Raw genomic sequence first — 20,193 nt, forward strand, 5'->3', positions numbered from 1 at the left:
GGTAACTCTCAAACAAGGCAGGTACAAAGCAGTACAGATCGCGCGGCGCGGCGGCCGGGGAAAGTGCCACAGGTGGTAGGAGGGGTCTTTAAGACCAAGGTCTACAACGCTAACCCAACAACACGGCACTTGTGTGGGCGCTGGCTGACCATTTGTCTGACATTTATCTTGGGCGCGTGTTTACACGCCTAGCCAATATAAACAAGCACTTAGGGTAATAACTGAGCCGAGCGTAGAGAGCAGGATGGTCCGCGACACCACCCCGGCCTCGCGGCCGTAGTGTTCGGCCAGCATAAACGGCCCAGTGCCGGTGGGCAGGGCGCTGAGCAGCAGGGCGGAGTGCGCCCACAGTGCCGGCAGATGAAACACCTTAAAGGCCAGAAAGGCGGTCAGTAAGGGCTGTCCGACCAGCTTGATCAGCACCAATGGCCAGGCCGCTTGCTGACTTTGCGGCTGTTTCTGGGCGAGGAAGGCGCCGAGGGAGATCAAGGCGCACGGCGTGGTGGCCGCCGCCAGCATATCCAGCAGGTGCTGCAGCGGCTCGCTGATGCCTAAGCCGGTCGTGGCCCAGCAGCCGCCGACGATGGGCGCCACCACCAAGGGATTTTTGCTCAGGGCACGCACTACCGCCCAAGCGGCGCGGCCGACGTTCTTTTCACTCTGCAGGCCCACCTCAATGCAGACGATGCACACCGAAAACAGCACGCAGACCACAATCAGCGAGGCGATCAGTGCCGGCTCCAGACCCGCCTGGCCAAACACCAACACGCATAGGGGAATGCCGATATAGCCGGTGTTGGCGTAAGAGGCGCCGAGTCCATCCAGGCTCGCCTCGACCAGGCTGTAGCGCTGCCGCAGGCGCCAACCGAGGGTGGCGAAGAACACCAGCAGGCAGCCGGCGGTGATGCTCAGGACAAACCCCGGCTGCCAAATTTGCTCCCAAGTGGCCGTAGCGGTGACCTTAAACAGCAGCGCCGGCAGACATAGCCAGACCACTACGCGGTTTAGTTCGGAGGCCGCTTTGTCACCCAGGCGCTGGCTTTTGCGGCACAGATAGCCCAGCAGTATCAGGGCAAAGATCGGCAGAACTACAGTAATAACGCTATGCATTGCGCACTCAACCAGCAGGGGTGGCTGAGCTTAAAGCGCTCTATATAGAGGCGTCCAGGCATTAATCCACGGATCTGACGAGGGAATTTTGCGGGGCCAGCCTAGAGGGGGAGTGGCTTAGGCGCTGCGCGCCGGCGGTGAAAAATTCAGACTGTTCTGCCCCGTCAGGGTCGCTGCCAGCAAGCTTTTCGCTGGCGCACGCTGACCGCTTGCCTAGCAAAGCTGGGCGCGCAGCGGCTGTGCCGTTATACTCAACGACTTTTTTTAATTGCCCGACCTGACGCCATCATGACTGAGTCCGTGCTCGACTATATGACCCGCCTGGGGCAGGCCGCCCGTAACGCTTCGCGCGTACTGGCGCGTGCCAGCACTGCGCAGAAGAACCGCGCCCTGCATGCCGCCGCTGATGCGCTGGATGCGGCCCGCGCTGATTTGGCTGCGGCCAATGAACTGGACTTGGCCGGTGGCCGCGCCAATGGTCTGGAGCCCGCCATGCTCGACCGCTTGGCGCTGACCCCCGCGGTGATTGATTCGATGATTGAAGGCCTGCGTCAGGTCGCCACCCTGCCTGAGCTGATTGGCGAGATCCGCGACATGCGTTATCTGCCATCGGGCATCCAAGTCGGCAAAATGCGCGTGCCGTTGGGCGTGATTGGCATCATTTATGAGTCGCGGCCTAACGTGACCATCGATGCCGCCAGCCTGTGCTTGAAGTCCGGCAATGCCACCATCTTGCGTGGCGGTTCGGAAGCGATCCACTCCAACCAGGCGATTGCCAGCTGCATTCAGCAAGGTCTGGCCGAGGCAGGCTTGCCTGCCGCTGCGGTGCAAGTGGTGGAAACCACCGACCGCGCCGCCGTAGGCGCGCTGATCAGCATGCCGGAGTATGTCGATGTGATCGTGCCGCGCGGCGGCAAGGGCCTGATCGAACGCATCAGCCGCGACGCCAAGGTGCCGGTGATCAAGCATCTGGACGGTGTCTGCCATGTGTATATCGACGTCGCCGCTGACCTGGATAAGGCCATTCGCGTCGCCGATAACGCCAAGACCCAGCGTTATTCGCCGTGCAATGCCATGGAGACTTTGTTGGTACACGCTGCTATCGCAGGGCGGGTATTGCCACCTTTGGCGGCGATTTACCGCGACAAGGGCGTGGAGCTGCGCGGTGATGCAGCCACCCGGCAACTGCTCGGTAACGATGTGCTGGAGGCCAGCGAAGATGACTGGTTTGCCGAGTACAACGCGCCGATTTTGGCGATTCGCATCGTCGCCTCGCTGGATGCGGCGATTGAGCACATCAACCATTACGGCTCGCAGCACACCGATTCGATCATCACTGAGAACTTCACTGATGCCCGGCGCTTCCTCACCGAGGTGGACTCTGCCTCGGTGATGGTTAATGCCTCGACTCGCTTTGCTGATGGTTTTGAATACGGCCTGGGCGCGGAGATCGGGATTTCCACCGATAAACTGCACGCCCGTGGCCCGGTCGGCCTGGAAGGCCTGACCAGTGAGAAGTACGTGGTGTTCGGCGACGGACACATACGCACCTGATGGCTAAACGCATCGGCCTGCTCGGCGGCACCTTTGATCCTGTGCATATCGGGCATCTGCGTAGCGCCGTCGAAGTGGCTCAGGCACTGGCCCTGGATGAGCTGCGCCTGATCCCCAGCGCGCGCCCGCCGCATCGCTCACAACCCCAGGCGAGTGCTGCGCAGCGCTTGGCTATGGCGCAGTTGGCGGTGGCTGGTAGCGCTCTTTTGCGCGTCGATGATCGTGAGCTGAAGCGGGAAAAACCGTCCTATAGCATCGACACCTTGGAGTCACTGCGGGCGGAGTTGGCCGCTGACGATCAGTTGTTTTTGATCTTAGGTTGGGATGCTTTTTGTGGTCTGCCGACGTGGCATCGTTGGCAAGAATTATTGCTGCACTGCCACATCCTGGTGTTGCAACGCCCGGACGCTGATACCGAAGCAGCGGACGAGCTACGCAACTTGGTGGCGGCGCGCAGTGTGAGTGATCCGCAGGCTTTGGCTGGGCCGGGCGGGCAAATAGCGTTTATCTGGCAGACGCCGTTGGCGGTTTCGGCCACCCAGATCCGCGCGTTAATCGCGCAAGCAAAGTCAGCGCAGTTTTTAGTGCCTGACGCGGTTCTGGCTTATATCCATGCGCACGGGCTGTACCGTGGCGCGAATTGAACACGAGGCAAATGAGTTAGTTATGGCAAACGCAAAATTAAGCAGCGAAGACTTGGTCAAAGTGGCCGTCGCTGCCCTGGAAGATATCAAGGCGCAAGACATCACCGTCATCGACGTGCGCGGCAAGACCAGCATCACCGATTTCATGGTGATCGCCACCGGTAGTTCCAGCCGTCAGGTCAAATCCCTGATCGATAACGTCCAGGAAAAAGTCAAAGAGCAGGGCGTGCGCCCAATCGGCAGCGAAGGCCTGGACAGCGGCGAGTGGGCACTGCTCGACCTTGGCGATATCGTCGTCCACGTCATGCTGCCAACTGCCCGTCAGTTCTATGACCTTGAGCGTCTGTGGCAAGGTGCCGAGCAAAGCCGTGCGCAGTTCAGCGCTGAGCCTGGTAGCGAGCAGGAATAAGGACGCTAGGCGGTGCGGATCAAATTGATCGCCGTAGGCTCGCGGATGCCGCGCTGGGTGGAAGACGGTTGGCAGGAATATGCCAAGCGCATGCCCAGTGAGCTGGCCTTGGACTTGGTGGAAATTCCCCTGACCACGCGCGGCAAAAACGCCGACGTGGCGCGGATGATCCGCCAAGAAGGCGAGGCCATGCTGAGCAAGGTCGCGCCGGGCGAGCGCATAGTCACCCTGGAGGTGACCGGCAAGCCTTGGAGCACGGAGCAACTGGCGGTGGAGTTGGACAAGTGGCGTCTCGATGCGCGCACGGTCAACCTCATGGTCGGCGGCCCGGAAGGCTTGGCGCCCGAGGTGCAGGCGCGCAGCGAGCAGCGTTGGTCGCTGTCGCCACTGACCTTGCCGCATCCTTTGGTGCGCATCCTCTTGGGTGAGCAGATTTATCGGGCCTGGACCGTGTTGTCTGGGCACCCTTACCACAAATAATAAGCAGGCACAGATGCCGCAACCCATACGCCTTAAAGACCACGAAAAAGACAGTCGGCTGATCCGCCAACGGGCTGTGGTCGGTGCTGTGGCGTTTTTACTGCTGACCATGGTGCTGATTGCGCGCATGTATTACCTGCAGGTGGTGCAGTACGAGTACCACACCACCCTGGCAGAAAATAACCGTATCCACGTGCAGCCGATTCCACCGAGTCGCGGGCTGATCTTCGACCGTAATGGCGTGATCATCGCCGACAACCGCCCCAGCTTTAGCCTGACCCTGACCCGCGAACGGGCTGGTGACTGGCGCCAGGTGCTGGATGAAATCGTCAAGGTGCTGGAGCTGAGCGAGAGTGACCGCGCTTTGTTCGAGCGCCGGGTCAAACAGGGACGGCGGCCGTTTGAGCCAGTGCCGGTGCTGTTTGAGCTGACCGAAGAACAAATCGCCCGTATCGCCATTAACCAGTTCCGCCTGCCCGGGGTGGAGGTGGTGGCGCAGCTGGTGCGGCATTATCCGTTGGGCGAGCACTTTGCTCACTCGGTAGGCTACGTCGGGCGGATCAACGAGAAAGAGCTCAAAGAGCTGGATGCTGTGGCTTATAGCGGCACCCACCATATCGGTAAAACCGGCATCGAGCGCTTTTACGAGAACGAGCTGCACGGCGAAGTAGGGTACGAGGAAGTCGAAACCAACGCCCGTGGCCGCGTCCTGCGCATACTCAATCGCACTGACCCCAAGCCAGGTAAAGACATTGTCCTGAGTCTCGATGTGCATTTGCAGGAGGCCGCAGAGGCGGCTCTGGGCGGACGCCGTGGCGCCATCGTGGCGATCCAGCCGCAAAGCGGCGAGGTGCTGGCCATGGTCAGCCAGCCGAGCTTCGACCCTAACCCCTTTGTCACGGGCATTGGCTTTAAGGCCTACGCCGACCTGCGTGATTCCATCGACCGACCGCTGTACAACCGAGTGCTGCGTGGCTTGTATCCGCCGGGCTCGACAGTCAAACCGATGGTGGCGATTGCCGGTCTGGACAGCGGTGTGGTGACGCCGCAGACACGGATCTTCGACCCGGGTTACTACCAGCTGCCCAATAACACCCATAAATACCGCAACTGGAACCGTAACGGCGACGGTTGGGTGGACATGAACCTGGCCCTCGGCCGCTCCAACGACACCTATTTCTACGCCTTGGCGCACAAAATGGGCATCGATCGCCTGCACGATTACATGTCGCGCTTCGGCTTCGGTCAGCAGGTGTCGTTGGATATGTTTGAAGAAACCGCGGGGCTGATGCCGTCGCGGGACTGGAAGCGGGCCCGCTACCGTCAAGCCTGGTATCCCGGTGAGACGCTGATTCTCGGCATCGGTCAGGGGTATATGCAGACCACGCCGCTGCAGTTGGCTCAGGCCACTTCGCTGCTGGTTACGCGCGGTAAGTGGATTCGCCCGCACCTGGCGAAAACCATCAAAGGTGAGGTGCCGGTGGACCCTAACCCGATACCCGATATCGTCTTGCGTGACCCCAGCTATTGGGATGCCGCGCGCAAAGGCATGGAAGAGGTAACCCACGGCGCCCGTGGTACCGCGCGTAAAGTCGGTGACAGCGCGGTGTACCGTATCGCGGGTAAGAGTGGTACGGCGCAGGTGGTGGCGATCAAACAGGGGGAGAGGTATGACCGCAGCAAAGTCGCCGAGCGCCATCGCGACCACGCCCTGTTCGTCGCCTTCGCTCCGGTGGAGAATCCACAGATTGCCGTGGCGGTGATGGTCGAGAACGGCGAGTCCGGCTCCGGCGTGGCAGGCCCGGTGGCCAAACAAGTGATCGATGCCTGGCTGCTCGATCAAAACGGCCAGCTCAAGGCTGAATATGCGCCGCCTGCGGCCGCTACGGTGACGGCGCCATGAATAACAATTTCGATCGTAATTTGTCCCGCGAGGACTTGATGCGCCGCCGCGCCTCGCTGCTGCAGCGTTTGCATATCGATGGCATCTTGCTGCTGTTATTGCTGATCCTGGCCAGCGGCAGCCTGATGATTCTCTATTCGGCCAGCGGCAAAAACGTCGATCTGGTGCTCAAGCAAGCCAGCTCCTTCGGGATCGGCATGGTTGGCATGTTTATCATCGCCCAGTTCGAGCCGCGGTTTATGGCGCGCTGGGTGCCGCTGGCCTATGTAACTGGCGTCGGGTTGTTGTTTGTGGTGGACGTCATGGGCCACAACGCCATGGGCGCCACGCGTTGGATCAATATTCCCGGGGTGATCCGTTTCCAGCCTTCGGAGTTTATGAAGATCATCATGCCGGCGAGCCTGGCCTGGTATCTGTCGAGTCGAAATTTGCCCCCTCGTTTCAAGCATATCTGCATCAGTTTGGCGATGATCGCTACACCTTTCGTGCTGATCTTGCTGCAGCCAGACCTCGGCACCTCGTTGCTGATTCTGGCTTCCGGCGGCTTTGTGCTGTTTATCGCGGGCCTGCAGTGGCGTTGGATCATCGGGGCGGTGGCTGCGGTGGTGCCAGTGGCGGTGGGCATGTGGTTTTTCGTCATGCGCGAATACCAGAAGCAGCGGGTGCTGACCTTCTTGAATCCGGAGAGCGATCCGCTGGGCAGTGGCTGGAACATTATTCAGTCCAAAGCCGCGATTGGCTCCGGCGGGGTGATGGGCAAGGGCTGGCTGCTCGGTACCCAATCGCACCTAGACTTCCTTCCGGAAAGCCACACCGACTTCATCATCGCGGTACTGGCCGAGGAATTTGGCTTAGTTGGCGTGTGTTTGTTGCTATTGGTGTACATGTTATTGATTGCACGGGGTTTGGTGATTACCGTGCAAGCCCAGACGCTGTTCGGTAAGCTGCTCGCCGGTGCACTGACCATGACCTTCTTTGTCTATGTCTTCGTCAATATCGGCATGGTCAGCGGTCTGTTGCCTGTGGTGGGGGTGCCATTGCCCTTTATTAGCTATGGCGGCACTTCGTTGATCACCTTGCTGGCCAGCTTTGGAATTCTGATGTCGATCCACACCCATCGGAAGTGGATGACACAAACTTGATTGGGGTTATGAGTTCAATGCAAAACGCGCGCGGTTGGTTGTGCCGTAAAGCACCATGGATGCTCCTTGCAGGAGCCTGTGCAGCAGTTCAACCGGTACTGGCTGGGGATTATCAACAGTCGCCAGCGGTGACTGAGTTCGTCGGGGAAATGACCCGGGATTACGGTTTTGCCAGCGAGCAGCTGAACAGCTGGTTTGCTGAGGTTAATCGCAAACAGGCGATCCTCGACGCGATCTCGCGTCCGGCGGAGAAGGTCAAACCGTGGAAGGATTATCGGCCGATCTTTATCACCGATACGCGCATCCAGCGCGGTGTCGAGTTCTGGCAGAAAAACCAGGAAGCACTGCAACGCGCGGAAGCGGAATACGGCGTGCCGGCGCAGTTTATCGTCGCCATTATCGGCGTTGAGACCATGTACGGCGGCAATACCGGTAGCTACCGAGTGATGGATGCCCTGTCGACCCTGGCCTTCGATTACCCGCCACGGGCGCCATTCTTCCGTAAAGAGCTGCGCGAGTTTCTCCTGCTGGCCCGCGAGGAGCAGGTCGAGCCGCTGAGTCTGACTGGCTCCTACGCCGGCGCCATGGGCTTGCCGCAATTTATGCCGAGCAGCTTCCGCGCTTACGCGGTGGATTTCGACGGCGATGGCCATATCAATATCTGGAACAACCCGACCGACGCCATCGGCAGTGTTGCCAGCTACTTCAAGCGCCACGGCTGGCAAGCCGGCCAGGCGGTGGCTAGCCGCGCCACGGTAACGGACGAGGACAACCTGCAGGGCTTGAGCCCGGCGCTGGATCCGGTAAACAATGTCGGCGAATTGCGTGCCTTGGGCTGGAAAAGTGAACTGGCGTTGGATGATGAGCTGCCGGTCACGGCATTTCGTTTAGAAGGCGCCCAAGGTAATGAGTACTGGCTGGGCTTACCGAACTTCACGGTCATCACCCGCTACAATCGCAGTGTGATGTACGCGATGGCGGTAAATCAGTTATCTGAGCTGCTGGTTGAAGCACGGGGTAAAAATTGATGCTGCGTTGGTCTTGCAAGTTAGCGGCATACAGCGCTGCAGCGCTGATGCTTGCGAGCTGCTCGTCGAGTCGTACTACTACTCAGCCCGTCGTGGTGCCGGTGAAGCCGGTGACCAGTGGCCCCAGCGACTTCAATCGTCCGCATAAAGATGGCGCGCCATGGTGGGAAGTCGATGTCTCCAAGATCCAGGACGCCGTGCCGATGCCTAACACGGGGCCAGTTAAGGCTGCGCCCTACAGCGTGTTGGGTAAGCAGTACTACCCGATCCCGGATGCGCGCAAATATTCCGCCATCGGCCCGGCTTCGTGGTACGGCACCAAGTTTCATGGTCAGGCCACCGCTAACGGCGAAACTTACGACCTGTACGGCATGACCGCGGCGCACAAAACCTTGCCGCTGCCCAGCTATGTGCGGGTGACTAATCTGGATAACGGCAAGTCGGTCATCTTGCGGGTTAACGACCGTGGTCCGTTCTATTCCGACCGGATCATCGACCTGTCGTTTGCCGCCGCGAAAAAGCTCGGTTACGCCGAGAGCGGCACCGCGCGGGTCAAGGTCGAGGGGATCGATCCTCACGAGTGGTGGGCGCAGCAAGGCCAGCCGGTGCCGATGGTCTTGGCCCAGCCGAAAACCGTTGCCCAGGCAGCGACCAGTGTCGCCCAGCCGTCTGCTGCCGTCGTTGAGCAATACGTGCCGCCACCGCAACAACACGCCGCCGCCGTCCTGCCTGTGCAGATCGACGCAAAAAAAAACGCTTCAGTCGAAGCGTCTGGCCTGTATCTCCAAGTGGCAGCCTTCGCCAATCCCGACGCTGCGGAGCTACTCAAGGCCAAGCTGAGCGAGCGGGTGAGTGCGCCGGTTTTCGTCAGCTCGGTACTGCACAACCAACAGATTTTGCACCGCGTACGGCTGGGCCCGTTCAGCAATCAGGGCGAGGCTGAGCGTTTGCAGAGCAGCGTGCGCTTAGCCAACCTCGGCGAGCCGCGTGTAGTGCGGGGCGAGTAAAGCGGCACTACGGTGCGGCACTAATTCGACCTGAGCGGGACTAAGCAGCAAGGTAGCTGCTTAGTAATACAGGATGCCCTTGGGCTTGTTTGACTATTAGTAACTAGAGAGACGGATGAATATCACCAGTTTTGCGCAACGCGTTTTCTTCTCCCTGTGCCTCTTCAGCGCCTCCAGCGCTTGGGCGGAACAGGCACTCCCGACTGCCCCGCAATTGGCGGCGAAGTCCTACGTGCTGGTGGATGCGGCCAGTGGCGACGTGCTGGTGGAAAGCAACGGTGACCAGCGTCTGCCGCCAGCCAGCTTGACCAAGCTGATGACCGCTTACATTGCCACCTTGGAAATCCGTAAGGGCAAAATCGGTGAGGAAGACTTGGTGCCGGTCAGCGAGCACGCCTGGCGTGCCGGTGGTGCCGCCTCTGGTGGTTCGACCATGTTCCTGCCGCTGAACAGCCAAGTGAAGGTTGATGACCTGCTGCACGGCGTGATCATTCAGTCCGGTAACGACGCCAGTATCGCCTTGGCCGAATACATTGCCGGCAGTGAAGACGCCTTCGCCGACATGATGAACGAGACCGCCGCCAAGCTCGGCATGGTCAACAGCCACTTTATGAACGCTACCGGTCTGCCAGACCCAGAGCACTATTCCAGTGCCCACGACATGGCGATCCTGGCTCGCGCGATCATCAATGAAGACCAAGAGCACTACGCGATCTACAAACAGAAAGAGTTCCACTGGAACAACATCAAGCAAAGCAACCGCAACCTGCTGCTGTGGCGTGACAAGACCGTCGATGGTCTGAAAACTGGCCACACCGCTGAAGCCGGTTATTGCATGGTCGCTTCGGCTGTCCGTGATGGCGCGCGCATGATCACTGCGGTGTTCGGCACCACCAGCGAGTCCTCCCGTGCGGCGGAAACCCAGAAGTTGCTGACCTATGGCTTCCGCTTCTTCGAAAGCCGCACCTTCTACAAGCAAGGCGAAGAGCTGGCCCAAGCCCAAGTCTGGAAAGGCACCAGCCGCCAGGTCAAAGCCGGTTTGACCAAGGATCTGAGCCTGACCCTGCCTAAAGGTCAAATGGACAAGCTGCAAGCCAGCATGGTACTGAATAGCCAACTGACTGCACCGATCGCCCAAGGCGACGTCATCGGTAAGGTTGAGGTGAAGCTGGGTGATAAAGTGGTGCACAGCGCCGACTTGGTTGCCCTGCAGGCCGTCGAGGAAGGTGGCTTCTTCCGTCGTCTGTGGGATAGCATCAGCCTGTTCTTCTACGGTTTGTTTAACTGATTCTTTTGCCCAACGCCCCTATCCGGGGCGTTCTGTTCTGGACAGGTCAAAAGCCTGCTGAGCGATATGACAGATACTGACGTTCAAGCTCCAAAAATCGAATTCCCTTGCGAACGCTACCCGATCAAAGTGATCGGCGAGGCGGGCGAGGGCTTCTCCGACCTGGTCATCGAGATCATGCAGCGCCATGCCCCAGGCTTTGACGAGACCACCTTGGTCAGCCGTGACAGCCGCAACGGGCGTTTTCTCTCCGTGCAGGTGTTGATCACTGCCACCGGGGTTGAGCAACTGCAAGCCATTCACACCGACCTGCGAGCCACTGGCCGCGTGCACATGGTGTTGTGATGAGCCGTGCACTCGGCTTTCGCGAGCTGGGTCTGGTCGAGTATCAACCTACCTGGCATGCCATGCAGCGCTTCACCGATAGCCGTGGTCCAGCCACGCCGGACGAAGTCTGGCTGCTCGAACACGCGCCGGTGTTCACCCAGGGCCAGGCAGGTAAGGCAGAACATGTGTTGTTCCCCGGAGATATTCCGGTGGTGCAGGTCGATCGTGGCGGCCAGGTGACTTATCACGGCCCCGGTCAACTGGTGGCGTATTTGCTGCTGGATGTGCGGCGCAGTGCGATTGGCGTGCGCGAGCTGGTCAGCCGGATTGAGCGCAGCCTGATTGAGCTGCTCGCCAGCTACGGCGTTAGCGCTAACGCCAAGCCCGATGCGCCGGGGGTTTATGTGGATGGGGCGAAGATCGCCTCCCTCGGCCTGCGTATTCGCAATGGCCGCTCCTTCCATGGCTTGGCTCTGAATGTGGACATGGACCTGGCACCTTTTAAGCGGATCAATCCTTGCGGTTACGCCGGTATGGCCATGACCCAGCTGGCCGATCTGGTCGATGCGCCAATCACTCTGGCCGAGGTGCAGGGGCGGCTGCGTGAACAGCTGGCCAAGCATCTGGACTACCCTGAACAACTAGACTTAGCCGGCAGCCTTGAGCACTTAGCCACGGCGCTGGCGGCAGACGCGTAGCAGGGTCGCTAGCGCCCTGAGCAGGCAGTACTGCGTACGGCTTAGGCCTTTGTCCCTAAGCGCGCAGCTTGAATTCATTTAACAGTAGGTGGTGTATGAGCAGCACTGTGGAAACGGCCGGTAAACCCAGCAAAGTCGAAGTCGGCGTCAAGTTGCGTGGCGCTGAGAAGATGGCGCGCATTCCGGTGAAGATCATTCCCACCGACGAGCTGCCGAAGAAGCCGGACTGGATTCGTGTGCGCATCCCGGTGTCGCCAGAAGTCGACCGTATCAAGCAGCTGCTGCGTAAGCACAAGCTGCACAGCGTGTGCGAGGAGGCTAGCTGCCCGAACCTCGGCGAGTGCTTCAGCGGTGGTACTGCAACCTTCATGATCATGGGTGATATCTGCACCCGCCGTTGCCCGTTCTGCGACGTTGGCCATGGCCGACCTAAGCCGTTGGATGTGGATGAGCCGCACAACCTGGCCGTGGCCATCGCCGACCTGCGTCTGAAATACGTGGTGATCACCTCGGTGGACCGCGACGACCTGCGCGACGGCGGTGCCCAGCACTTTGCCGACTGCCTGCGGGAAATTCGCAAGCTGTCGCCGAATGTGCAGCTCGAAACCTTGGTGCCGGACTACCGTGGCCGGATGGACGTGGCCCTGGCCATCACCGCCCAAGAGCCGCCAGATGTGTTTAACCACAACCTGGAAACCGTGCCGCGTCTGTATAAGGCTGCACGCCCAGGCTCGGATTTCGAGTGGTCGCTGGATTTGCTACAGAAGTTCAAGCAGTTGGTGCCCAACGTGCCGACTAAATCCGGTCTGATGCTGGGCTTGGGTGAGACCGATGAAGAAGTCATCGAGGTGATGCACAGAATGCGTGAGCACGATATCGACATGCTCACCTTGGGCCAGTACTTGCAGCCGTCGCGCAGCCACTTGCCGGTGCAGCGTTTTGTGCACCCCGACACCTTCGCCTGGTTCGCCGAAGAGGGCGCGAAAATGGGCTTTAAAAACGTCGCCTCCGGCCCGCTGGTGCGCTCCTCGTACCACGCCGATCAGCAAGCTCACGCGAGCAAAATCGGCTAAGGCTATCCCCTCCAGTGCGTGCGGTTCGCCGATCAGTTTTTCAACTGATTGGCGAACTGGCCGACGGCTTTCACCACCTGCTGCGCCCCGTCCTGAATATCGATGATGACCTCTCCGGCTTGATTGGCCAGGATCAGTCCTTGTTCGGCTTGCTGACGGCTGCTGGACATACTTTCTACGGCCGCTTGAGCCAGGGTCTGGTTGCGCTGCACCACTTCGACAATCTCTTCGGTGGCCTTGCTGGTGCGTCCGGCCAGTTGCCGCACTTCGTCCGCTACTACGGCAAAGCCACGGCCTTGCTCGCCGGCGCGGGCGGCTTCGATGGCGGCGTTGAGGGCGAGCAGGTTGGTTTGGTCGGCGATACCGCTGATGGTTTTCATGATCGCGCTGATCAGTTGCGACTGTTTACCTAGGGCCTCGATACCTTCCGCGGCATCCTGCATCTGGCGGGCGATTTCCTGCATGACCTTAAGGGTCTGACTGATCACGTCCGCACCTTTTTGCGCGGTGCCATCGGTTTGCTGGGAGATTTCATAGGCGATGCTGGCGGCATCGGCTACTGCCTGTTCCTGGTTGATCTGCTCGGTAATCACCGTGGCAAATTTAACCACCTTGTACAGCTCACCGTGGGCATTGGTCACCGGGTTATAGGAGGCCTCCAGCCACACCACGTTGCCATGGCTGTCGATGCGCTTAAAGCGGTCGCTGATAAAGTCGCCATGGTTTAGGCGGTTCCAGAACTCCTGATAAGCCGACGAGTTGTATTCCTCGGGGGCGCAAAACAGGCGGTGATGCTGGCCTTTGATTTGCTCCAGCTTGTAGCCCATGCCCTGCAAGAAGCGATCGTTGGCGGTCAGCACATGGCCCTTAAGGTCGAACTCAATCACTGCTGTGGAGCGCAGCAAGGCCTGGATAATGCTCTCGTGTTCGCGTGACTGTTCGATGGTACGGGTCAGGTTGGTGGCGCAGAGGGTCATGTACTGCATGCGCCCTTGCTCATTGCACACCGGCTGCCAGATGGCCCGCAGCCACGCCTCATGGCCTTGGGCGTCGAGCAGGCGATAGGCGCCGCACAGATGCTCTGACTGACGCATGGCCTGCTGAATTTTTTGGTAGTTGGGTTCTTGCCGAAAGCTGGCTGGAAAGAAGCTATCCAGAGGCTTGCCGAGTAACTGCTCCTGGCGATAGCCCAACTCTTGCAGAAAGTTGTCGTTAACCTTGCGGATAAGCCCTTGGGTGTCGACTTCCAAGATCATCATTTCTTGGTAAATTGAATCACTGATTTGTCGCAGGGGTGCGTATTCCTTACGCAGCTGCTCAAGCTCTTGGCGAATTTTCTTGCTGAACATGTCCATCCTCACTATTGATACTGGGGCCAGAGCCCTGAAACCTAGCACAAGGCCACAATATCAATAGCGTAGACAATGTTGTGAAGTCTGCTTGCTTTACAAAATATGATTTTTACGGCTGACGCAGCTGCTCCAGCAGGCTGTGGCTGGGGTAACCATCGGCCGGTAAGCCCAGCTTGAGCTGGTAAGCACGCACGGCTTTACGGGTGTTGGCGCCGATAATGCCGTCGGCCGCGCCGGCATCGTAGCCTTTGCCAGTTAAGCGTTCTTGCAGCTCAACGCGTTCACTGCGGCCCAGTTGCCGATCATCCCGAGGCCATTCGGCCTGCACCCCTGGATTGCCGTCGAGGGCATCGCAGAGTAAGCCGATGGCCAAGGCGTAAGCCGTGGAGTTGTTGTAGCGCAGGATGGTGCGGAAGTTGTTCAGAAGCAAAAACGCCGGGCCGCGATGGCCGGCGGGGAGGAACAGGCTGGCCTGACTCTGGGCATCAGCGCGGGTCTGGCGCAGCGGGGTGACGCCGAGGTTTTGCCATTCTTGCAGGCTGCGGCGCACTTCCGGGTCGGCTTGGGCGTAGTCGAAGTTAGCTGGCAGGCTGACCTCCATGCCCCATGGCTGGCCGTTCTGCCAGCCAGACTTATGCAGGTAGTGGGCGGCGGAGGCTAAGGCATCCGGGGCGGAGTTCCACAGATCGCGGCGACCGTCGCCGTCGAAGTCCACCGCGTGCTCATTAAAGGTGGTCGGCATAAATTGGGTCTGGCCCATGGCCCCGGCCCAAGAACCCAGCAGGGTTTTATTGGGATTGTCGCCGGCCTGGAGAATTTGCAGGGCCGCGAGCAATTGGGTGCGCCAGAATACTTGGCGGCGGCCGTCGTAGGCGAGGGTGGCCAACGAGCGAATCACGTTGTTGCTGCCGATATTGCTGCCGTAGTTGCTTTCCATGCCCCAGATGGCGATCAGCACCTCATGGTCAACCTCGTAGGCGCTGCGGATCGCTTTCAGCGTGGGGCGGTACTGGGCTTTGAGCACGCGCCCTTGGGCTACGCGCGACACCGAGACGGCGCCATCGATGTATTCCCAGATCGGCCGGGTAAATTCTGGTTGGCTGCTGTCGGCGGCAATCACCTTCGGGTCGAGGGTGATATCGGCGAAGGTGCGATCGAATAAATCTGCATCAATGCCGGCGGCAATGGCGTCGCTGCGCAGCAAAATCCGCCACTCGCTGAAACTCAGCAGTTGCTCTGGGGCACTGGCTGTGGGGGCAATGACGGGAGCGGCGGAGCTGACCACGACGGGGCTGTCGGCGGCGGTTGCCAAGGGCTGTGCCGGTGCATCGGCACAGGCGGTCAACAGCAGCATTAGGCAGGCAGTGGCGCTATGGGACAGGCCACGGATAAGCAGGTCAGGCATGGTGGTCTCGACACATTTTTGCAAGCCGTAACCTTAGCATGATTGCTCGGTGCAGGGGCTGGCCTGTGTTTTATGCCGCCAGAAAGTAAAAAGCCTCCCAGTTGGTCTGGGAGGCTTGGCGACGGTAGCTGCCTTTGCCTTTCGCGGCTTGCTCTTGGCGACAGCGAAACAGCGGTTGGGCAACGATGGATTTGGCCTTGTTAGGCCGCTTGGCGGATTTGGCCATGGCATGCTCCTGGGCGCGAACCTGCGTGATTGCAGGCGCGCGCAGCATGCGCCGAGTTGAGGTCAATGTCTAGTTGCCGTGCTTGGCCAGGCCTAAGCGTTGGCCGCATAGACTCAACGTCAGCAGGCTGAGGTTGAGCCAAGGATCGCCAGGAGCCTGGCCTTTGATCTGCGCATCTATCTGTTGCGCTTGTTGCAGCAGGGCAGCCCAGCGTGACGCGGAGAAACGTTGCAGGGCTTTGCTGACCAACGGTCGACGTTTATCCCACACTGGCGGGCGCGCCGAGCTGAAGGCTTTGTCCAGGGGTATGCCTTGGCTGTACTGCTGGGCGATGGTGGCGAGCAGGCGCACTTCCCGGGCCAGGGCCCAGAGAATCACCGGCGGCTCTATCCCTTCACCACGCAAGCCTTCGAGGATCCGCAAGGCATGGGCCGCCTCGCCATTGAGAGCCGCATCGATCAGGCCAAACACATCGAAGCGCGCGCTATCGGCCACTGCCGCCTGCACGGTCTGTGCATCGATCTGATTGCCGTCGACCAGCAGTTTGAGCTTCTCGATTTCTTGCGCAGCGGCCAGCAAGTTACCTTCGACGCGGGCAGCGATCATATCGACCGCTTCAGCGCTGGCGGTTAAGCCAGACTGGGCCAGGCGCTGGCGAATCCACTGGGGCAGTTGCGCCACTTCGATTGGCCAGATCTGCACAAACTGGCTGTGGTTGCCGTCGATCAAGGCCTTGGCCCATTTGCTCTTTTGCGTGCTGCCATCGAGCTTGGGCAGGCTGATCAGCAGCACCGTGTCTTCGGCCGGACGAGCCAGGTATTCGAGCAGCGCGGCAGCACCTTTATCGCCCGGTTTGCCGTTAGGCAAACGCAGTTCCAGCAGGCGTTTTTCCGCGAACAACGACAGGCTGGCACCAGCCTGGAGCAGGGTGCCCCAGTCGAAGTTGCTGTCGGCGTTAAACACCTGACGTTCGCTAAAGCCCTGTTGACGCGTGGCTGCACGGATGCTGTCGGCGGCTTCCTGGCACAGCAGGGGCTCGTCGCCACTGATCACATAGATCGGGCTAAGGGCGCCTTGCAGTTGTTTGGCGAGTTGTGCGGGATTCAGTTTCATCGCAAAAAATACGGGCCGCGTTGGCGGCCCGTAGCATTTACTGAGCCGGAATCGGCAGTTCGATTGGCGACTGCTTCGGCGTGTTCTCTTCCTGGATGCGGGCCGCTTCTAAGGCGTCAGCTTCCGCTTTGGCCTTAGCCAGGGCGGTCGCTTGCAGTTCATCCAGTTTTTCCGGAGTGATCAGTCGCAGCTTTTGCACCAACTGCTGGACCAGCTCACGGCGCTGTTCGCTTTGCAGGGTTTTGGCTTCTTCGTCACTGCCGATCAGGTTGTTGTCATCCTGGGAATAGATGCTGCGCACCGACAGTTTATCGTTCAGCAGCAGCATGTTTTTGCTGCCGCGGATTTCGTATTCGACCGTCTTGGTGACTTCATACTCGGCGGTACGGGCGGAGCTGTTAAAGCTGGCCGCACGGCGCTTGTCTTCTTCGCGGGCGAGGATCAGGTGGTACTCCGCCCCTGGGTAGACCTTGACCCCGTTGTTTTGCAGCGCGTCACGCAATTCAGTAACGGTCTGGCCATAGGCATTGCGCGCGCTGACATCCAGTTCCTTGAGGGCCAGCTCGACGTCACCGGTGCCGCGCAGATGGAAACCGCAAGCGCTGAGCAGGGTGGCCAGGCTGATGACTAACAGATTCCGTTTGCTCATGTTCTATCCCCTTGGTATGTCGTGCGGCGCGCCATGCCCTGGTCGCGCCGTGCTTTATCAGTTGGCGACAATATTGACCAGTTTGCCCGGTACCACGATGACCTTGCGAATGCTCAGGCCTTCGGTGAAACGCAGCACGTTTTCATTGCTGCGGGCGCTGGCTTCGACTTCCTCACGGCTGGCGCTGGCAGGTACTTCAATCTGCCCACGCAGCTTGCCGTTAACCTGGATCACCAAGATCAGGTTGTCCTGGACCAGGGCGGATTCGTCCACCTGCGGCCACTGCGTGTCGATAATCGCTTGGCTATGCCCCAGCTCTTGCCACAGTTGGTGGCTGATGTGCGGGGTGATCGGCGCGAGCAGCAGGGCTACGGCTTCCAGGCCTTCGTGCAGCAGCGCGCGGTCTTGCTCGGTCGCTTGCGCGGCTTTTTCCAGGACGTTCATCAGCGTCATCACCTGAGCGATGGCGGTGTTGAATTTGTGGTGCTGGCCAATATCCACGGTGGCTTGTTTGATTGCCAAGTGGATAGCGCGGCGCACGGTTTTTTGCTCGTCGCTGAGGTTTTGCTTATCCAGCGCGCCTGGCAGACCTTGGTTGACGTGGCCTTGGGCCAAACGCCAAACGCGGCGCAAGAAGCGGCTGCCACCTTCGACGCCAGAGTCGGACCATTCCAGGCTCATGTCAGGCGGCGAGGCGAACATCATAAACAGGCGGCAAGTGTCGGCGCCGTAAGCGTCGATCATGGCTTGCGGATCGACGCCGTTGTTCTTCGACTTGGACATCTTCTCGGTGCCGCCGATTTCCACCGGCAGGCCGTCAGCTTTCAGGCGCGCGCCGATGACCTTGGCTTTGGCATCGCGCTCGACTTCGACGTCGGCTGGGTTGAACCAGTCTTTGCCGCCATTATCCAGGGTGCGGTAGTAGGTTTCCGCCACCACCATGCCTTGGGTCAGCAGGTTTTTGAACGGCTCGTTGGACGACACCAGGCCTTCGTCGCGCATCAATTTGTGGAAGAAGCGCGCGTACAGCAGGTGCAGGATCGCGTGTTCGATACCGCCGATGTACTGATCCACCGGCAACCAGTGGTTGGCCGCTGCTGGGTCAACCATGCCTTGGGTGTAGCTTGGGCTGGCGTAACGAGCGTAGTACCAGGACGACTCAACGAAGGTGTCCATGGTGTCGGTTTCCCGCTTAGCCGGAGCACCACATTTCGGGCAACTGCAGCTGTAGAACTGCGGCAGTTTGGCCAGCGGTGAGCCGGCGCCATCCGGCACCACATCTTCGGGCAGCACCACTGGCAACTGGTCTTCCGGCACCGGCACGTCACCGCAAGCATCGCAGTGGATGATTGGGATCGGGCAGCCCCAGTAGCGCTGGCGGCTGATGCCCCAGTCGCGCAGGCGGAATTGGGTTTTGCGCGCGCCGTGGTGAGTGGCTTCCAAGTCGGCGACGATGGCGTCGAAGGCGGCGCTGAAATCTTTGCCGTCGTACTTGCCTGAGTTGATGGTGCTCAGACCTTGCTTATCGCCGTACCAGTCTTGCCACTGGCTGGCGTCGTAGCTGTGCTCAGTCGAGGCGTAGACCTGGGTGATCGGCAAGTTGTACTTGTTGGCGAACTCGAAGTCGCGCTCGTCGTGAGCGGGAACGGCCATCACCGCGCCTTCGCCGTAACTGGCCAACACGTAGTTGGCGACGAAGACTGGCAGCTTGTTACCGGTCAGCGGATGGATCACGAACTGGCCGGTGGCAACGCCTTTTTTCTCCATGGTGGCCATGTCGGCCTCGGCCACGGAGCCGGCTTTGCACTGGGCAATAAAGGCCTGCAGCTCAGGATTATTGGCGGCAGCTTGGACAGCCAAGGCGTGCTCGCTGGAGACGGCCACATAGGTGGCGCCCATCAGGGTGTCTGGACGGGTCGAATAGACCTTCAGCTGGCCGGCTTGGCCGATGCTGGCCTCGTCGTAGTCGAAGACGATGTCCGCACCGAAGCTCTTACCGATCCAGTTGCGCTGCATGGTTTTGACCTGCTCAGGCCAGCCATCCAACTCATCCAGGCTACTCAAGAGTTCTTCCGCATAAGCGGTGATCTTGAAGTAGTACATAGGGATTTCGCGTTTTTCGATCACGGCGCCGGAGCGCCAGCCGCGGCCATCAATCACTTGCTCGTTGGCCAGAACGGTCTGGTCCACTGGGTCCCAGTTCACGGTGCCGTTCTTGCGGTAGATCACGCCTTTTTCGAACAGCTTGGTGAACAGCCATTGCTCCCAACGGTAGTAGTCGGGTTTGCAGGTGGTGACTTCACGGGTCCAGTCGATGGCCAGGCCCAAGCTCTTGAGCTGGGTCTTCATGTAATCGATGTTTTCGTAAGTCCACTTGGCGGGGGCGACGTTGTTCTTCATCGCGGCGTTTTCTGCCGGCATCCCGAAGGCGTCCCAACCCATTGGCTGCAGGACGTTTTTGCCTTGCATGCGCTGGTAGCGGGCGATCACGTCACCAATGGTGTAGTTGCGCACATGGCCCATGTGCAGCTTGCCGCTGGGATAGGGGAACATCGACAGGCAGTAAAAGGTTTCTTTACCTGGCTGCTCGCTCACTACAAAGGATTGTTGCGCATCCCACAGGGACTGCGCAGCGGCTTCAATTTCGCGTGGCTGATACTGTTCTTGCATGGCTACCGGCGCTGTGAATAAGGGCTTGCGGAAAACGTCGTAGCATACATGAGCGGCACTTGGTCAGGGAAACCCTGATTACTTGTGGGTGATAGCCAAGTGCCTTTATTCCGTC

At 59.7% G+C, this 20,193-nt stretch carries 19 protein-coding genes; 12 read left to right on the forward strand and 7 right to left on the reverse strand.

The genetic code is table 11. The annotated features are described in order from the left end of the window. Positions 1 to 180: 180 nt before the first annotated feature. On the reverse strand, positions 181 to 1,110 hold the full coding sequence (locus tag NTD81_RS00425) for an AEC family transporter (RefSeq protein ID WP_262178248.1): 930 nt from the start codon (positions 1,108 to 1,110) through the stop codon (positions 181 to 183). A gap of 288 nt (positions 1,111 to 1,398) precedes the next feature. Between NTD81_RS00425 and NTD81_RS00430 the strand changes: the two genes are divergently transcribed. From NTD81_RS00430 to lipA, 12 genes are all read left to right on the forward strand, one after another. After that, a complete protein-coding gene (locus NTD81_RS00430) occupies positions 1,399 to 2,664 on the forward strand; it encodes a glutamate-5-semialdehyde dehydrogenase (protein WP_262178250.1) in 1,266 nt (421 codons plus the stop codon). Then, a complete protein-coding gene (gene nadD / locus NTD81_RS00435) occupies positions 2,664 to 3,308 on the forward strand; it encodes a nicotinate-nucleotide adenylyltransferase (RefSeq protein ID WP_262178252.1) in 645 nt (214 codons plus the stop codon). Before NTD81_RS00430 ends, nadD begins: the two co-directional genes overlap by 1 nt. 22 nt (positions 3,309 to 3,330) lie before the next feature. Beyond that, the gene (gene rsfS, locus NTD81_RS00440; protein WP_262178254.1) at positions 3,331 to 3,717 is read left to right on the forward strand and encodes a ribosome silencing factor; all 387 of its coding nucleotides are present in this window, start codon (positions 3,331 to 3,333) and stop codon (positions 3,715 to 3,717) included. Positions 3,718 to 3,729: 12 nt separating this feature from the next. Beyond that, a complete protein-coding gene (gene rlmH, locus NTD81_RS00445; protein ID WP_262178256.1) occupies positions 3,730 to 4,197 on the forward strand; it encodes a 23S rRNA (pseudouridine(1915)-N(3))-methyltransferase RlmH in 468 nt (155 codons plus the stop codon). Between the two features lie 13 nt (positions 4,198 to 4,210). Beyond that, on the forward strand, positions 4,211 to 6,100 hold the full coding sequence (gene mrdA, locus NTD81_RS00450; RefSeq protein WP_262178258.1) for a penicillin-binding protein 2: 1,890 nt from the start codon (positions 4,211 to 4,213) through the stop codon (positions 6,098 to 6,100). Positions 6,101 to 6,138: 38 nt separating this feature from the next. Continuing rightward, complete coding sequence (gene rodA, locus NTD81_RS00455) at positions 6,139 to 7,242, forward strand: rod shape-determining protein RodA (RefSeq protein ID WP_262178629.1); 1,104 nt, start codon at positions 6,139 to 6,141, stop codon at positions 7,240 to 7,242. 17 nt (positions 7,243 to 7,259) lie between these two features. Next, the gene (mltB, locus tag NTD81_RS00460; RefSeq protein WP_262178631.1) at positions 7,260 to 8,270 is read left to right on the forward strand and encodes a lytic murein transglycosylase B; all 1,011 of its coding nucleotides are present in this window, start codon (positions 7,260 to 7,262) and stop codon (positions 8,268 to 8,270) included. After that, positions 8,270 to 9,277 (forward strand): septal ring lytic transglycosylase RlpA family protein, encoded by a 1,008-nt coding sequence (locus NTD81_RS00465; RefSeq protein WP_262178261.1) that lies wholly within the window; start codon positions 8,270 to 8,272, stop codon positions 9,275 to 9,277. The genes mltB and NTD81_RS00465 overlap by 1 nt, the downstream gene beginning before the upstream one ends. Before the next feature lie 115 nt (positions 9,278 to 9,392). Next, on the forward strand, positions 9,393 to 10,565 hold the full coding sequence (locus NTD81_RS00470) for a D-alanyl-D-alanine carboxypeptidase family protein (protein ID WP_262178263.1): 1,173 nt from the start codon (positions 9,393 to 9,395) through the stop codon (positions 10,563 to 10,565). A 66-nt stretch (positions 10,566 to 10,631) separates the two neighbouring features. Then, positions 10,632 to 10,910: a DUF493 domain-containing protein gene (locus NTD81_RS00475; protein WP_262178266.1), complete on the forward strand. Its 279-nt coding sequence runs from the start codon at positions 10,632 to 10,634 to the stop codon at positions 10,908 to 10,910. Beyond that, on the forward strand, positions 10,910 to 11,590 hold the full coding sequence (gene lipB, locus NTD81_RS00480) for a lipoyl(octanoyl) transferase LipB (RefSeq protein WP_262178268.1): 681 nt from the start codon (positions 10,910 to 10,912) through the stop codon (positions 11,588 to 11,590). The genes NTD81_RS00475 and lipB overlap by 1 nt, the downstream gene beginning before the upstream one ends. Positions 11,591 to 11,685: 95 nt before the next feature. Further along, on the forward strand, positions 11,686 to 12,663 hold the full coding sequence (gene lipA, locus NTD81_RS00485) for a lipoyl synthase (protein WP_262178270.1): 978 nt from the start codon (positions 11,686 to 11,688) through the stop codon (positions 12,661 to 12,663). A gap of 32 nt (positions 12,664 to 12,695) precedes the next feature. On the opposite strand, the gene NTD81_RS21355 is transcribed toward lipA, so the two are convergent. From NTD81_RS21355 to leuS, 6 genes are all read right to left on the reverse strand, one after another. After that, entirely contained in the window at positions 12,696 to 14,012 is a 1,317-nt protein-coding gene (locus tag NTD81_RS21355) for a PAS domain-containing methyl-accepting chemotaxis protein (protein ID WP_315974668.1), read from the reverse strand. A gap of 112 nt (positions 14,013 to 14,124) precedes the next feature. Continuing rightward, positions 14,125 to 15,420 carry a lytic murein transglycosylase gene (locus tag NTD81_RS00500; RefSeq protein WP_262178273.1) on the reverse strand — a complete coding sequence of 432 codons (1,296 nt, stop codon included), beginning with the start codon at positions 15,418 to 15,420 and terminating at the stop codon, positions 14,125 to 14,127. 70 nt (positions 15,421 to 15,490) lie between these two features. Further along, on the reverse strand, positions 15,491 to 15,646 hold the full coding sequence (gene arfA, locus NTD81_RS00505) for an alternative ribosome rescue factor ArfA (RefSeq protein WP_262178275.1): 156 nt from the start codon (positions 15,644 to 15,646) through the stop codon (positions 15,491 to 15,493). Positions 15,647 to 15,715: 69 nt separating this feature from the next. Beyond that, complete coding sequence (gene holA / locus NTD81_RS00510) at positions 15,716 to 16,759, reverse strand: DNA polymerase III subunit delta (RefSeq protein WP_262178277.1); 1,044 nt, start codon at positions 16,757 to 16,759, stop codon at positions 15,716 to 15,718. A gap of 37 nt (positions 16,760 to 16,796) precedes the next feature. Beyond that, the gene (gene lptE / locus NTD81_RS00515; RefSeq protein ID WP_262178279.1) at positions 16,797 to 17,408 is read right to left on the reverse strand and encodes an LPS assembly lipoprotein LptE; all 612 of its coding nucleotides are present in this window, start codon (positions 17,406 to 17,408) and stop codon (positions 16,797 to 16,799) included. 57 nt (positions 17,409 to 17,465) lie between these two features. Then, on the reverse strand, positions 17,466 to 20,078 hold the full coding sequence (leuS, locus tag NTD81_RS00520; RefSeq protein ID WP_262178282.1) for a leucine--tRNA ligase: 2,613 nt from the start codon (positions 20,076 to 20,078) through the stop codon (positions 17,466 to 17,468). Positions 20,079 to 20,193 lie beyond the last annotated feature (115 nt).

The organism is Pseudomonas sp. 5P_3.1_Bac2, from assembly GCF_025465995.1.
In the GTDB taxonomy this organism is placed as follows: domain Bacteria; phylum Pseudomonadota; class Gammaproteobacteria; order Pseudomonadales; family Pseudomonadaceae; genus Aquipseudomonas.